Origin of the sequence: Methylocystis sp. (assembly GCF_021731785.1) — a bacterium.
Classification (GTDB): Bacteria; Pseudomonadota; Alphaproteobacteria; order Rhizobiales; family Beijerinckiaceae; genus Methylocystis.
This window is the reverse complement of the sequence record NZ_JAKFWS010000133.1, coordinates 1-14,055: the sequence shown is the minus strand read 5'-3', so window position 1 is coordinate 14,055 and position 14,055 is coordinate 1. Positions and strand designations below refer to the sequence as shown.

Here is a 14,055-nt window from a genome sequence, read left to right as displayed (position 1 = left end):
AGCCGCTAGTTACATGTCGGATTCATCACGTCGGGAGGACGCCCGCCGTCCCCCATGTTAAAAGGCGCCGCGATGCGCGCTCCCTGCCGTCGGGGCGCGTTTCCAGCCGCCAAGCGTAGGGCGCCCGACACAGACGCGCTGTCGCGCAAAGGAGAACGCAATGAAGTTGTTTAGCTCGCTCGCCGCCGGCGCGCTTCTCGCCATCGGGGCGACCACGCCGGCTTTCGCAGAGGAATTGTCTGGCCCGCAAAAGGTCGCGATTGAGAAAGTCGTGCATGACTATCTCATTTCCAATCCGGAGGTGATCAAAGACGCGATTGACGAGCTCGGAAAACGCGAAAAGGTCGCCGAGGCCGCAACGCGCGAAAAGGCCGTCAACCAGCATGGCGACAAAATTGTGAACTCGCCCAACCAGGCGGTCGTGGGCAATCCCAGCGGCGACGTCACGCTCGTCGAGTTCTTCGACTACAACTGCGGCTACTGCAAGCAGTCCATGAATTCGGTCGCCAAGCTGATCGAAGCGGATCCCAAGCTTCGCGTGGTGCTGAAGGATTTCCCGGTCCTTGGGCCGGACTCGGTCGAGGCGGCCCAGGTGGCGACCGCTGCGCGCATGCAGCTCGACAGCCAGAAATTCTGGGATTTCCACCGCAAGCTGCTTTCGACGCGCGGCCACATCGGCAAGCAACAGGCTTTGGCGGCGGCAAAGGAGGTCGGCGCCGACATGGGTCGCATCGAGAAGGACATGTCCAGCGCGGAGACGAAGGCCGCATTGAAGGAAGTGGCGTCGCTGGCGGATGATCTGCGATTCGACGGGACGCCGGCCTGGGTGATCGGCAAGGAAGCGATCATCGGTGGCGTGCCCTACGCCCAGCTGAAAGCCAAAATCGACAGCATGCGCAAATGCGGCAAGACCGTATGCTAGCCGGGCGACGGGCTTCCTTTGCGGCGTCAATAAGGCTAAGAGAGACGGCCTGCCGCCCTTGAGATTTTTTGGGAACGTTTCGGAAGCGCTATGTCAGCCGTCCATGTGCTTAACGGACCCAATCTCAATCTTCTCGGCAGGCGTGAGCCAGCGATATATGGAACGGCGACTCTCGACGACATCCACGCAATGCTGGAGAAGCGTTGCGCGGAACGGGGCGTCTCGCTCGTCTTCCGGCAGTCCAACCACGAGGGCGATCTCGTCGACTGGATTCACGAGGCTGGCGGCGCCGGCGCGCCGGTCATCTTGAACGCCGGCGCGTTGACCCACACGTCGATCGCGCTCCATGACGCCATCAAAGGCGCGGACGCCGTCGTCATCGAAGTGCACCTTTCGAATGTGCATGCCCGCGAAAGCTTTCGCAGCCGCTCCTTCATCTCGCCCGCGGCGCGCGGCGTGATCGCGGGGTTTGGACCGCTCTCCTATATCCTTGCCCTCGAAGCTGTCTTTGAAAACGAACTGAGAAAGAGCTGAACCACTTATGGCGCGCAAAGCTCAACCGCCTCGAACCACTCCCTCCCGCAGGCCGGTGCCAGCAAGCGCCACCGCGATCGATGCGGACCTGCTGCGCACGATCGCCGAACTTGTCGCCGGCAGCGATCTGACCGAATTCGAGGTGGAAAAAGGCGATCTGCGCATCCGCGCGGCGCGCATGCCCGCCGCCGCGAGCGTGGTCGCTGCGCCGCCGCCGCTGGTTCAGCCCCTCCATACGGCTTTGCCGCCGACGCCAAAGTCAGCGGCCTCGCCTGCCTCGGCCCCAGCGGAGCCCGCCGAATTCGTCGACGCGGTGAAGTCGCCTATGGTCGGCACCGCCTACCTGCGGCCGAATCCGGACGCCAAGCCTTTCATCGAGATCGGCGCGCGCGTTTCGGTTGGCGATAAGCTGTTGCTGATCGAGGCGATGAAGACGTTCAACGACATCGTCGCCACGAAGTCAGGCGTTGTGACGGCCATACTGATCGAAGATGGCCAGCCTGTCGAATATGGCGAACCTCTCCTGGTGATCGAGTAGGCGGCGTCAGGAAATGTTCGACAAGATCCTCATCGCCAACCGCGGCGAAATCGCGCTGCGCATCCTGCGGGCGGCCAAGGAATTGGGCGTTGCGACGGTCGCCGTCCATTCCACCGCCGACGCCGACGCCATGCACGTCAAGCTGGCGGACGAGTCGGTCTGCATCGGACCGGCGCCGGCGCGCGATTCCTATCTCAATATTCCCGCCCTGCTCTCCGCCTGCGAAATCACAGGCGCGGACGCCGTGCATCCGGGCTACGGCTTTCTTTCGGAGAACGCGCGCTTCGCCGAGATTCTCGAAGAGCACAACATCACCTTCATCGGTCCGAAGTCAGAGCACATCCGTCTGATGGGCGACAAGATCGAGGCCAAGGCGACGGCGAAGAAGCTTGGCATCCCCTGCGTGCCCGGGTCCGAGGGGCCGATCCTCAGCGAGAAGGAAGCGCTGAAGGTCGCCGAAAGGATCGGCTTTCCGGTTCTGGTGAAGGCGGCGTCCGGCGGCGGCGGCCGCGGCATGAAAACGGCGCGCGACGCGCACGACCTTGCGATCGCCATCGCCACCGCGCGCACCGAGGCGAAGGCCGCCTTCGGCGACGACACGGTCTACATTGAAAAATTTCTCGATAAGCCGCGTCATATCGAGATTCAGATCTTCGGCGACGGCAGGGGCCAAGCCGTGCACCTTGGCGAACGCGACTGCTCGCTTCAGCGTCGTCACCAGAAGATCTGGGAGGAAAGCCCGTCGCCGGCGCTCAATGACGCGCAGCGCATGGAGATCGGCGAGATCTGCGCGCGCGCCATGCGCGACATGCAATACGCCGGCGCCGGCACAATCGAGTTTCTTTACGAAAACGGCGAATTCTACTTCATCGAGATGAATACGCGCATTCAGGTCGAGCATCCGGTGACCGAGTCGATCACCGGCGTCGATCTCGTCTGCGAACAGATCAGAGTGGCGGCCGGTTCTCCGCTCTCGTTACGCCAGGAAGACATTTGGTTCTACGGCCACGCCATCGAGTGCCGGGTCAACGCCGAGCACCCCGTCAGCTTCCGGCCTTCGCCCGGGCGCATCGCCTACTATCATCCGCCAGGCGGTGTCGGGGTTCGCGTCGATTCGGCGGTCTATCAGGGCTATGTCATCCCGTCGAATTACGACTCGCTTATCGGCAAGCTCATTGTTCACGGGCGCAACCGGACCGAGGCGCTGATGCGGTTGCGTCGCGCGCTCGACGAATTCATCGTCGACGGCATCGACACCACGCTTCCGCTGTTTCGAACGCTGGTGCGCAACGCCGACGTACAGAACGGCATCTACGACATTCATTGGCTGGAGCATTTTTTGGCGACGGGCGGCATCGAGCCAGGCTTTTGAGTTAACGACGACCAAGTCGGCGACGCCTTTATCGAATGGCGCGGAGCGAAGCTCAACCGTACGACCAAAATAATTTGGCTTCCCGATAGAAAGTCGGCCTCGAAGGGTGGCGCAGCCTTCTCGCGCCGCTATCCTTGAAGACATGTCGCGCCTCAACGCCCCCTATGCGATCACCCCGCATCTTCTGCTAAGAGCTTATTCCATCGGACTTTTTCCGATGGCCGAGAGCGCCGAGGACGATCAGCTCTACTGGGTCGATCCGGAGCGGCGCGCGATTTTTCCGCTCGATGGCTTCGCCGTATCGCGCTCCCTGGCCAAGACCGTAAGGTCCGATCGATTTGAGGTCGATGTCGATCGCGACTTCGACGCGGTGATCGACGCCTGCGCCGCGCCATCCTTCCGCCGGGAGCGCACCTGGATCAACGCCGAAATCCGCCGGCTCTATCGCGAATTGTTCGATCTCGGCTACGCACATACCGTGGAGTGCCGACGCGACGGCCGCCTGGTCGGAGGATTATATGGCGTCACTTTGGAAAGCGCCTTTTTCGGCGAAAGCATGTTCCATCTGGAGCGCGACGCCTCAAAGGTGGCGCTCACCCACCTCGTCGCCCGGCTGCGAACCGCCGGCTTCCGGCTGCTCGATACGCAATTCATTACCCCGCATCTCGCCTCGCTCGGCGCGATCGAGATTTCGCGCGACGCATATCATAGCGCCCTCGAACAGGCGCTGGCGGCGAACGCCAACTTCTATGTGTGGCCAAGAACCGCCCGCATAACCGGGACACAGGCGCTGGCCGCGCTGGAAAACTAGAACGGCACATTGCTCGGCGGCACAGGCGGCGCCGGCTGTTCGCCGCGCCGCTTCTTCCGTCGAGAGGGCGCAGCTGGGGCCGGAGCCTGCTCCGGCGGAGCCGCCGCTTCGGGGTCGATGGGGACTGGCGCGGCCTGATCGGCGGGTCCGATGGGCTGATTTTCCATCGGTGGCGGCGCCGTCGGCTCGACCCGGCGGGAGCGCCGCTTCTTGCCTTCGGGGGGAGTCGTCGCCTCAGCCTCGGTGGCCGGGGCTGCAGGCGCCGGCGCCGTTGTCGCCTCCGCGGGCGGCGCTGCGGTCTCCTTGCCGCCTTTGCAGTCGACGAGCCACACGTCATAGACCGGGTGTTCGACGCCGTGGAGGCCGGGGCTCGCAGCGAACATCCAACCCGAGAAAATGCGCTTGGCGTCCTGCTTTGCGTCGGTCTTGACGGCATCCGGCCTTAGATCGGCCCCACGCTCCGACTTGAGAACGAGTTCGTCGACCTCGACAAAGCTTGTCGTTTGCGGCGTTTCGGTCTGCGGCCTTGTGTTGCACAGGCGCGGCGTCACTTGCAGCGCCCCGAACTGCACGGTTTCGTCTATGGCGACGTCGAAATTGATGATACGGCCGGTGGTCTTGTCGAGACCGGCAAAGACCGCGGTCGGATGGCGGATCGGATCGGCTGACGCGTCGGCCGCAAAAAGCGCCCACGCGCCGAGGGCCGCCGGCGCCAGGGACAGGGGCAACTTCATCCGTTCACCGCATGGTTCTCCGCCGGCCCGGACAACAGGCGGGCGACCAGAACAGGCAACAAAGGCGTTTCCATGGAAACCGCGCCGCTCAGCCTTCAGGCCGCCAAGCCGCGTAATCGCCGCCGGCAGGCGGACGCTCGCCCAACGCGAGCTGGGAGCCCGGCGGCCGATAGGCCTGCGGCGTTCCCGTCAGATTTTCCTGATACGGCAGCTCCCATTGGCGCGACCGGTAGGACTCTTCCGTCGGCGGCGTGTCCACCGTGTGGTGCAGCCAGCCGTACCATCCTGGCGGCGTCGCCGAGCCCTCGCAATAGCCCTTGTAGATCACCCAGCGCCGTTCGAACCCCAGCGCCGGATCGATCTTGCCGCCGCGGCGGCGGTAATAAACATTGCCGAACTCGTCTTCGCCGACGCGCTCGCCGTAAAGCAGCGTCCACAGGCCGGTGCTGAGCGTGGCCTGGTTCCACCAGGTGAAGAAGCGAACGATGTAGGACATGTATTTGGAGTCCCCGAATTTTGTGGCCCCTTATTGCGTCTGATGGCGTCAATGTCCAGCGTCGCCGCAACCCCGCGACGATTCGGATCGAATTCGCCCGCGCTCGCGCCTGCCGGGGCAGAAACGGAGGACTGAATGTCGGCTACTCTTTCGGCCCAATGTTGCCTCATCGGCGGCGGTCCCGCCGGACTGGTGGCGGGGTTTCTCCTGGCCCGCGCCGGCGTCGATGTAATCGTGCTTGAAAAACACGCGGATTTTCTGCGCGACTTTCGCGGCGACACGATTCACCCCTCGACGCTGCGGATCATGGACGAACTCGGGCTGCTCGATGAATTCCTGCGCCTGCCGCACCATAAGGCCTATGAGCTTTCGGCCTGGATCGGCGATCGTCGATACAAGGTCGCCGATTTCTCGAGCCTGCCCGGAAGGTGCAATTTTGTCGCCTTCATGCCGCAATGGGATTTTCTCGACTTCATCGCCGAACATGCGCGGACGCTGCCCAATTTCCGGCTGTTGATGCGAACCGCCGGCGAGCGGCTCCTGTTGGACGGCGACCGCGTCTGCGGCGTCTCCGCCACAGGCGCCGAAGGAGAAATAAAGATAGAGGCCTCACTCGTCATCGCCGCCGACGGGCGCACCTCGCACATGCGCGACGAAGCCAGACTTCCGGTCAAGGACCTCGGTGCGCCGATGGATGTTTTTTTGGTTCAAGCTTCCGCGCAAGGACAGCGACCCGGACGAAAGCTTCGGCCGCATCGCGCCCGGCCGCATGCTGGCGATGATCGACCGCGGCGCCTATTGGCAATGCGGCTGCGTCATCCCCAAAGGCGGCGCCGAAGAATTGCGCCAGAAAGGCATCGACGCCTTTCGCGAGTCGATCGCGCGTCTGACGCCCTTCCTCGCCGACCGCGTCGATACGCTCAAGGATTGGACCAACGTGAGCCTGCTCACCGTCCAGGTCAATCGCCTCAAGAAGTGGAGCCGGCCGGGACTGCTCTGCATCGGCGACGCCGCCCACGCCATGTCGCCGGTCGGCGGGGTCGGCGTGAATCTTGCGATCCAGGACGCCGTCGCCGCCGCCAATCTCCTCGGCGCGAAGCTGCGCGGCAATTCGCTGAGCGATGCGGATGTAGCCGTGGTGCAGCGGCGACGGGAATTTCCGACGCGCGTCACGCAGGCGATTCAGCTCTTCATCCAAAATCGCGTTGTGCGCAGCGTGCTCGCGGCTGAGGCGCCGCTGGCGCTGCGGCTGCTCAACGCCATGCCGCTGCTGCGCCGTCTGCCGGCGCGACTCATGGGGCTCGGCGTGCGGCCGGAACACATCGAAACGTGACGCGCTTCACTCGGCGTCGCGAATAAAGGCGCCGAAGGCGCGCGGCCCGTCGCCGGTTTCGGCCTTGCCGAGGACTTTCAGCGTTTGCGCGTCGAGCGCCCAGAGCTCGTTCGAGAACCAATTGGCGACATAGACGCGCGCGCCGTCTGCGCTCGCGGCGAGACCTTCCGGATATTCGCCGACTTTCAGAGTCTCCACCGGCGCCAGCGTCTCCGCGTCGAAGACGCTGACGCTGTCGCCGTGCTGATTGGCGACGAAGACGCGGCCCTTGGCGAGCGCCACGGTGTAAGGCCTGCTGCCGCATTTGAGCGTCGCGACGACCTTGCGCCGGGCGAGATCGACGACGCTAACGTCGTCCGATTCGACATTGGCGGAATAGGCGCGCGCGCCAGAAGCGTCGATCGCCACGCCAAAAGGATGTTTGCCGACGGGCGCCGTCGCCACCCGAGAAAATGTCGCCGCGTCGATCAAGGAAAGTGCATTGTCGTCGCGATCGGCGACGACGATTGTCTTGCCGTCGGGCGCGACCGCCACGCCAGACGCCATTGCGCCGACGCCGACGCTGCGCTGCGCGCCGCTTGCGAGGTCAATCTCGACAAGGCGCCGGCCGTAGAGATCGGCGACATAGACGCGCTTGCCGTCCGGGCTCGCGGCGACGCCGAGCGGTCCGCCTTCGACCGGAATGCGTTTCTCGATTCTGCGCGTCGCGGCGTCGATTACGGTGAGAAACTTGCCCTCGGGACTGGTGACGAAGGCGCGCGCGCCGTCGCGCGACACGGCGATTCCCGCCGGCTTGCCGCCGATCGGCAGCGTCGCCACGGTCTCCATTTTGGAAAGATCGACGATCGACAGCGCGTCGGCTCCTTGCGCGGTGACGAAGGCTTCGTCGGCGATGGCAGGGGGAGCGAGGAAGGCAATGGCGAGAAACAATCCCGCCGTCATGGCCGGGCTTGTCCCGACCATCCACGCGCGCGCGAAGCGGTTGGCCCCTTTTCCTGCGACGCGTCGCGTCGTCTTGGCGTGGATGCCCGCGACAAACGCAGGCATGACGCGTTGAAGCCTCATCGCCCCTCCACCTTCGCCCTTAACGCCGCGAGACAGGCGCGCTCCAGCGCCGTCACCGCCGCGATGGCGACCTCGTCATTGAGTTCCGGCGGCGGATCGTTCGTCGGATGGCCGCGGTAGAAGCGCGCCTTCCACTCGACTTGCGCCTTGCCGTTCTCAGCCGGCCGCACGGTGATCAAGGCGGTGTAATTCGTCGCGGGCAACCGCTTCACGTCATCGCCTTCGCGATGCACGCCAAGCATCATGCGCTCGGCGTCGCGCTTGGTCAGCAGCTCATCGATGACGCCGCCGTCGGCCATGATAAGCCTGCGCCGCGCTTGATCGGGAACATCGCCGCCCGATGCTTCGACGCCGACGACGCCCGGCAACCAGCCGGCGTGGGCGAAGTCGCTGATCACCGCCCAAACCTTATCTGGCGGCGCATTGACGATCGCCGTCTCGACCACCTTCAACGGCGAAGCGCCATGCGCCGCAAATGCGGCAATCGGCAGGAACGCAGCGAGCCCCGCCGCGCCGCCAAGAAAGCGCCGGCGCGTCAGGGCGATTTTGACCAGTGCCTTGAGCATGGCGCGGCGCTTACTTGCCCTCCGCCTTGGCCTTCAACGCGGCGAGGCCTGATTTGTAAATGTCGGTCACGGCCTTCACCCCAGCCTCGTCGGAAAGCTCCGGCGGCGGATCATTGTTCATGAAGCCGCGATAGAACGCGCCCTTCCATTCGACGACGCTCTTGCCGCCGTCTTCCTTCACGCTGATCGTCGCAGCGTAATTATTGACCGGCAGCACTTTCACGTCGACGACGTCGATCTTGTAGCTCAGCGACTTGCCCTCGGCGTCGTATTTCGTCAGCGTCTCGTCGATGACGCCGCCGTTCTTCAAGGTCAGCTTGCGCTTGGCGTCGACGGCGTTGCCGCCCGTCCCTTCGGTCTTGGCGACCCCGGGATGCCAGTTCAGATCCTGGAAATTGCCGACGATCTCCCAGACCTTCGCGGCCGGGGCGTCGATTTCGATCTTTTCGACGACCTTCTGGCGCGACGGGCCGTGGGCCAGCGCTGGCCAGGCGAGCAGCCCGGCGGAAAGAAGCGACAGGGCCGCAACGACACATGCGCGGCGCGCAAGCACAAACGTCATAAGGTTCTCCCGAGAATCCTGACCTTGGCCGCCCTCTGAGGCGGCAGGCCGCACATAAGGGCGCCTGAAGCGGCGGCGTCAAGGGTTGCGCGGCGAGGCGAGAACTCGGCCGCGTCGGCGCCGGTAACCGGTTCGACCATCGCCACAAAAGTTGTTCCGCATGCCACTTGCAGCCGACACGTTGACCATCCATATACCATCCACACAGATGATGGAGGGATGGATTTGGCGGACATCTACAAATTGCGAGAAAAGCCGCCAGAGGCCGAGAAAATCACGATCAATCTCGGATACGTCGATCTTGGCCATATCGATCTCTTGGTGCGCGAGGGCTTCTACTCCAACCGCACCGACTTCATCCGCACCGCAATCCGCAATCAGCTCGGCGCGCATTCGGACGCGGTCAAACAGTCCATCGTGCGCAACACGCTGGAGCTCGGCTTACGCCACTACAGCCGCGAAGACCTCGAGGCGGTGAAGGCGGCGGGCCGCAGACTGCGCATCCAGGTCCTTGGACTGGCGTCAATCGCCGAAGACGTCACGCCGGAACTGGCGCGCGAGACCATCGAATCCATCAGCGTGCTCGGCGCGCTTCAAGCGAGCAAATCCGTCAAGGCGGCGCTCCACGATCGCATCAGTTGACCTTCCCACTCTCCCGCGAGGCGTAGACAAAATGAAAAACATCCTGACGAGCGCCTTGAACAGGGCGACGCAATTGACGCGCGAGCAAAATCTAACGGAAGCGACGCGCGTGCTGATGCGCGCGCTGAGAGCGGGCGGCGCAACGGCGCCAGCGCCGGAACCGGCCGCGCACGCCGAGCCGCATCCCCCAACCTTCCATCTGCGCCGCCCGCTCGGCGAGACAGTGGAGCTGCTGCGCCATGCCGGCCTTCCGGGCCTCGATCAAAACGGCGCGCTTGTCGCCCTGCGGAAAGCTCCGCAAATCGACGTTCCGCCAGGCGCTGCCTATGTGTCGCGCAGCTATGTCGGCCCGGCCGGCGCCCGCGACTATAAGGTCTATGCGCCCAACGGCGTTAGAGACAGCAAACGCCCTTTGATCGTGATGCTTCACGGCTGCACGCAGAACCCGGACGACTTCGCCGTCGGCTCGCGGATGAATGAGCTTGCCGAAGAACACGGATTTCTGGTCGCCTACCCCGCGCAGTCCACCCAGGCCAATCAGATGGGCTGCTGGAACTGGTTCAACCCTGCTGATCAGGCGCGTGAGAAGGGCGAACCCAGCCTCATCGCCGGCCTGACGCGCGCCGTCATGGCGGAGTGGCGCGTCGACGAGGCGCGCGTCTATGTGGCGGGATTGTCGGCCGGCGGCGCCATGGCGGCGACCATGGCCGCGACCTATCCGGAGCTCTACGCCGGGGTGGGCATACATTCCGGCCTCGCGCATGGCTCGGCGAGCGACGTCGCCTCCGCCTTCGCGGCGATGGGCGGCAATGCCGGTCTCGGCGCAGCGCGCATGGCCATGTCTGACGATCGCGTGCGGACCATCGTTTTCCATGGAGAAGCCGATCAGAAGGTGCATCCGACCAACGCGGAAACGATCGTCGCGAGGGCTCGCCTCGATCTTGCCGTAGCGCTCGCGCGTGAAACGCGCGAGACCGGATCGGCCGGCGGCCGCAATTACAGCCGCACCCTCATCGCAGATTCGCGCGGCATACCGCAGTTGGAGCATTGGACTGTCGAGGGGCTCGGCCACGCTTGGTCGGGCGGCAATCCCGACGGCTCCTTCGCCGATCGACACGGTCCCGAAGCATCGCGCGAAATGGTGCGGTTCTTCCTTTCGCATCCGCAGGCGCAGTAGCGACGCGCTGTCACACGCCCGTCTTAGAGGCGCTGCATCAGCGCGCCATGCTCTATCTGCGCGCGCTCGCCTTCGCCTTCACGCTGACGGGCGCTTTCGTCTTTCTGGTTCCACTGCAGGCGCTGGCGCGCCGGCGCGGCTGGCCGATTAAGCACACGATCCAGACGCGCTTCTGCCGCGCGATCTGCGCCGTCATCGGGATAAGGGTCGAGGCGCAGGGCGCCCTGCCCTCAAACGCCCCGCGCTTCGTGGTCGCGAACCATGTGTCCTGGACCGACATTATTGCGCTCGCGAGCCTCTACCCTTTCGTCTTTCTGGCGAAGCGCGAAGTGGCGAGCTGGCCCGTGCTCGGACTGCTGGCGCGGCTGCAAGGCACGGTCTTCGTCGAACGCGGGTTGAGGCAGGATGTCGCGCGCGTCAATGACGCGCTCGCTGACGCTATGCGCGCGGGCGGCGATCTCGTCGTCTTTCCCGAAGGCACGTCGAGCGGCGGCGCCGATGTTCTGCCGTTTCGCTCGACGCATTTCGCGCCGCTGGAAATGATGGCCGCATGCGGCGAGGCGCCGACGCTGGCGCCGGTCGCGATCGCCTATTCCGACGGCGCGCGCCGGATCGATGTCGGCTGGTACGGCGACATGACGTTTTTGCCGCATCTATGGAGCCTGATGAAGCGCGGCGACGCGCAGTGTCAGATTATCTTCGGCGATCCGATCCAGACAACTGGCAAGAAACGCAAGATGCTCGCTGTGGAGACGCGGGCGAGGGTGCAGGAGTTGCTCGCGTCACTGCAACCAAGCGGGCATCTTCCCGGAAGACCAGAATGAGATCGACGAACCCGCCCCAAAAAGCACCGCGAGACGATGGGCTAGGGCAGCGTAGAGAAATCGAATCATGACACGCTGCGCCGCAATATCTCGACTCAAATTTGTATTCCATGTTCCATCTTGCCAGCACCGGCATTTTGTTGCAGCCTAATGCGATCTTTTTCATTTCATTTGAAGATACGGAGAGCGCAATGCCTATTTCCATTAATCCCATTCGTAATTTCTTTTGCGGAAAATGTTTGTGCCGCGTGCCGCCGTCACCAGACGCACTGGCTCAGCTTTACGCGCGCTATCTCGAACTCAAGACGGCCCGGCGCTTGCCGGCCGATCTAACCTTCGACGAATATTATCAGGTCTGGCGATCGGGACGACGCGGGGAAAATGTCGTCGGCCTTGATGATGGCGCGGTGCATTCAGCGCCCAGCACCGCTCCGCAGTTGATCGACCGACCGAAAAAAATCTCAATGGAGTCATTCGCACTCTCGTGTTGCTCGTCGATTTTGCGGATCGCCCACATGACCAGAATCGTACTCCGGCATTCTTCGAGCAAATGCTCTTCAGCGAGAACGGCGTGTTTCCAACGGGCAGCATGCGAGAATATTATCGGAAGATTAGCAACTGGGATGAAGCGAACCAGAAAGGAATCGACATTCAGGGCAGCGTATTCGGATGGTTGCGCCTGCCTCAGACTCTCGCATTCTACGCAAACGGCGAATCTGGAATGGGCAACAACTTCCCACGTAACGCGGCGGGCATGGCGCGGGACGCGGTCGTGGCGGCTCAGAATCTCGGCGTCGACTTTACGCCCTACGACGCTCTCGGCGAGAAAATCGTGACGGCTCTCTTCATCATTCACGCCGGCGGCGGCGCCGAGCAGACGCTGAGCCGCGACGACATCTGGAGCCACAAATGGATTATCCCAGACGACGTGAAAGTCGGTCCCAACCTTAAAGTGCGAACATACCTGACGGTGCCTGAGGATTGTAACATGGGCGTTTGTGCGCATGAATGGGGGCATCTAGCCGCACGCTGGGCCGATTTCTATGACACAGGCCGCCTCCAACACATGCAGTCCAGCGGCTTAGGCAACTATTGCCTGATGGCGTCCGGATCATGGGGAAATAATGGTCTGACACCGACTCTTCCTAATGGAATGCTTCGAATGTTTCACGGTTGGATCACGTCGCAGCTGATAACCCGGACGACGAAAAACATCGAATTGAAGCCAGCCGCCGAAGGCGGATCGATGCTTTATCTGCGGAACCCAAGCACCATGGCCGAAGAGCAATATGTCGTTGTCGAGTATCGCCGCAGACGGGGACAGGATACCTACGCGCCTAGCGAAGGGCTCGCCGTCTACGTGGTCGACGAACGGATCGACAATGTGAATGACGAGGAGCGCCTCGCGATCGAATTGATGCAGGCGGACGGTCAGCGCGACTTGGCGAAAGTCTTCGGGCAGGGAAATCGCGGAGACCCGGAAGACCTCTACCCACAAGGCGCAAGACGCAAAATAGGCAAGACGACCAAGCCGGCCCTGGCCCTTCCTGACGGGAAGTGGACAGGAATCACGATTGACGTTTTGGGAAACGCCGGCGGAGAAACAATGAAAGTAAACGTGACGATTGAATAGCGAAGGATGGAGCGGCTATTCGCATACTGCAAACATTCATCCCGCGCCAGCAAGCAGTCCTCTTATTGAGGAGCCGCCGAAGGCGGCGTCTCGAAGGACGAGGACTGCCATAGGCGCACTGGTGGGTCCTGTTCTGTTGGCTTGTTAGATAAGTCCCAAGAACCGACCAGTCGCGACCAAGCCTGCGATTCCGGCTCCCGCGAGCGCAAGCGATTCCTTGTGTTCGCGAAGGAAAGTCTCAAACTGCTTCAAAGAGGATGGCTGCTCGGGAGCATTGCAATACGTCATACACAGCCCAACGAGGTGACGTGCAATCGCTGCGTTGTTTGCTCCCTTCCAATAATGACTCTCATCATGCGCTGGAAAATTTGTGCCGTCGCCTCTGAGGATGTGATCTCGTTCAATGGCTTTGTTTCTGATGGCTCCCGCAAAGCCGGAAATTATGGAGTGACACTCCGTGAGCCCTGTTGCTCGCAAGTTTGACGGATATGGCTGAATCGCGCACTCAACCTTAGAGAAAAGTTCGGCAACTTTTTTCCTTAGATAGAATTGAATTGAACTCCAATAAACTAGCCTAGAAGAGCCTCCATATCTCAGCCCAGAATATCTGATCTTTCCGCCTCGAAAATCATCCATTTCAACTGGCCCGTCAGCGCCAATGAAATGCCATTTGAAGAATCATTCATTTGCCATATAACTCGGCTCCAGTTTCGATGCTTATACCAACCCGCGTTGATTAGAACCGATAGGCCCATTCGCGCAGCCCGATGGACATTATGCGCCAGGGTTGTTCGACGAGGCTGTTCCACGCATCACAGCAGTGATCGACGATATCATCGTAGGATT

14 protein-coding genes and 1 pseudogene are annotated in these 14,055 nt (G+C 62.5%); 10 read left to right on the top strand and 5 right to left on the bottom strand.

Annotated features, from left to right (window positions below):
* The first annotated feature begins 160 nt into the window (after nucleotides 1-160).
* The 5 genes from QZ964_RS18110 to aat all read left to right on the top strand — a co-directional run bounded on the left by QZ964_RS18110 (nucleotide 161) and on the right by aat (nucleotide 4,177).
* On the top strand, nucleotides 161-922 hold the full coding sequence (locus QZ964_RS18110; RefSeq protein ID WP_292533297.1) for a DsbA family protein: 762 nt from the start codon (nucleotides 161-163) through the stop codon (nucleotides 920-922).
* Between the two features lie 90 nt (nucleotides 923-1,012).
* Nucleotides 1,013-1,456 (top strand): type II 3-dehydroquinate dehydratase, encoded by a 444-nt coding sequence (aroQ, locus tag QZ964_RS18105; RefSeq protein ID WP_292533295.1) that lies wholly within the window; start codon nucleotides 1,013-1,015, stop codon nucleotides 1,454-1,456.
* A 7-nt stretch (nucleotides 1,457-1,463) separates the two neighbouring features.
* Nucleotides 1,464-1,994, top strand: coding sequence for an acetyl-CoA carboxylase biotin carboxyl carrier protein (gene accB / locus QZ964_RS18100; protein WP_292533293.1), 531 nt, complete (start codon nucleotides 1,464-1,466; stop codon nucleotides 1,992-1,994).
* A gap of 13 nt (nucleotides 1,995-2,007) precedes the next feature.
* Nucleotides 2,008-3,366: an acetyl-CoA carboxylase biotin carboxylase subunit gene (gene accC / locus QZ964_RS18095; protein ID WP_292533292.1), complete on the top strand. Its 1,359-nt coding sequence runs from the start codon at nucleotides 2,008-2,010 to the stop codon at nucleotides 3,364-3,366.
* A 142-nt stretch (nucleotides 3,367-3,508) separates the two neighbouring features.
* A complete protein-coding gene (gene aat / locus QZ964_RS18090) occupies nucleotides 3,509-4,177 on the top strand; it encodes a leucyl/phenylalanyl-tRNA--protein transferase (protein WP_292533340.1) in 669 nt (222 codons plus the stop codon).
* On the opposite strand, the gene QZ964_RS18085 is transcribed toward aat, so the two are convergent.
* Nucleotides 4,174-4,911 (bottom strand): DUF2155 domain-containing protein, encoded by a 738-nt coding sequence (locus QZ964_RS18085; protein WP_292533290.1) that lies wholly within the window; start codon nucleotides 4,909-4,911, stop codon nucleotides 4,174-4,176. The two genes, aat and QZ964_RS18085, sit on opposite strands and share 4 nt — an antisense overlap.
* A gap of 88 nt (nucleotides 4,912-4,999) precedes the next feature.
* Nucleotides 5,000-5,407, bottom strand: a complete 408-nt coding sequence (locus QZ964_RS18080) for an NADH:ubiquinone oxidoreductase subunit NDUFA12 (RefSeq protein WP_292533289.1) — start codon at nucleotides 5,405-5,407, stop codon at nucleotides 5,000-5,002.
* A 135-nt stretch (nucleotides 5,408-5,542) separates the two neighbouring features.
* Here QZ964_RS18080 and QZ964_RS18075 point away from each other — a divergent pair.
* Nucleotides 5,543-6,740: pseudogene (locus QZ964_RS18075) on the top strand (FAD-dependent oxidoreductase).
* A 6-nt stretch (nucleotides 6,741-6,746) separates the two neighbouring features.
* Here the strand turns inward: QZ964_RS18075 and QZ964_RS18070 are convergent.
* The 3 genes from QZ964_RS18070 to QZ964_RS18060 form a co-directional block, all read right to left on the bottom strand.
* Nucleotides 6,747-7,682: a YncE family protein gene (locus QZ964_RS18070; RefSeq protein WP_292533338.1), complete on the bottom strand. Its 936-nt coding sequence runs from the start codon at nucleotides 7,680-7,682 to the stop codon at nucleotides 6,747-6,749.
* A 119-nt stretch (nucleotides 7,683-7,801) separates the two neighbouring features.
* The gene (locus tag QZ964_RS18065; RefSeq protein ID WP_292533287.1) at nucleotides 7,802-8,371 is read right to left on the bottom strand and encodes an SRPBCC family protein; all 570 of its coding nucleotides are present in this window, start codon (nucleotides 8,369-8,371) and stop codon (nucleotides 7,802-7,804) included.
* A 10-nt stretch (nucleotides 8,372-8,381) separates the two neighbouring features.
* Complete coding sequence (locus QZ964_RS18060; RefSeq protein WP_292533286.1) at nucleotides 8,382-8,933, bottom strand: SRPBCC family protein; 552 nt, start codon at nucleotides 8,931-8,933, stop codon at nucleotides 8,382-8,384.
* A 219-nt stretch (nucleotides 8,934-9,152) separates the two neighbouring features.
* Here QZ964_RS18060 and QZ964_RS18055 point away from each other — a divergent pair, with 219 nt between their 5' ends.
* The 4 genes from QZ964_RS18055 to QZ964_RS18040 all read left to right on the top strand — a co-directional run bounded on the left by QZ964_RS18055 (nucleotide 9,153) and on the right by QZ964_RS18040 (nucleotide 13,209).
* Entirely contained in the window at nucleotides 9,153-9,575 is a 423-nt protein-coding gene (locus tag QZ964_RS18055; RefSeq protein WP_292533284.1) for a CopG family transcriptional regulator, read from the top strand.
* 31 nt (nucleotides 9,576-9,606) lie between these two features.
* A complete protein-coding gene (locus QZ964_RS18050) occupies nucleotides 9,607-10,752 on the top strand; it encodes a PHB depolymerase family esterase (protein ID WP_292533283.1) in 1,146 nt (381 codons plus the stop codon).
* Nucleotides 10,753-10,799: 47 nt separating this feature from the next.
* Complete coding sequence (locus QZ964_RS18045; protein ID WP_292533281.1) at nucleotides 10,800-11,576, top strand: 1-acyl-sn-glycerol-3-phosphate acyltransferase; 777 nt, start codon at nucleotides 10,800-10,802, stop codon at nucleotides 11,574-11,576.
* Between the two features lie 484 nt (nucleotides 11,577-12,060).
* Nucleotides 12,061-13,209 (top strand): M6 family metalloprotease domain-containing protein, encoded by a 1,149-nt coding sequence (locus QZ964_RS18040; RefSeq protein WP_292533279.1) that lies wholly within the window; start codon nucleotides 12,061-12,063, stop codon nucleotides 13,207-13,209.
* Nucleotides 13,210-14,055 lie beyond the last annotated feature (846 nt).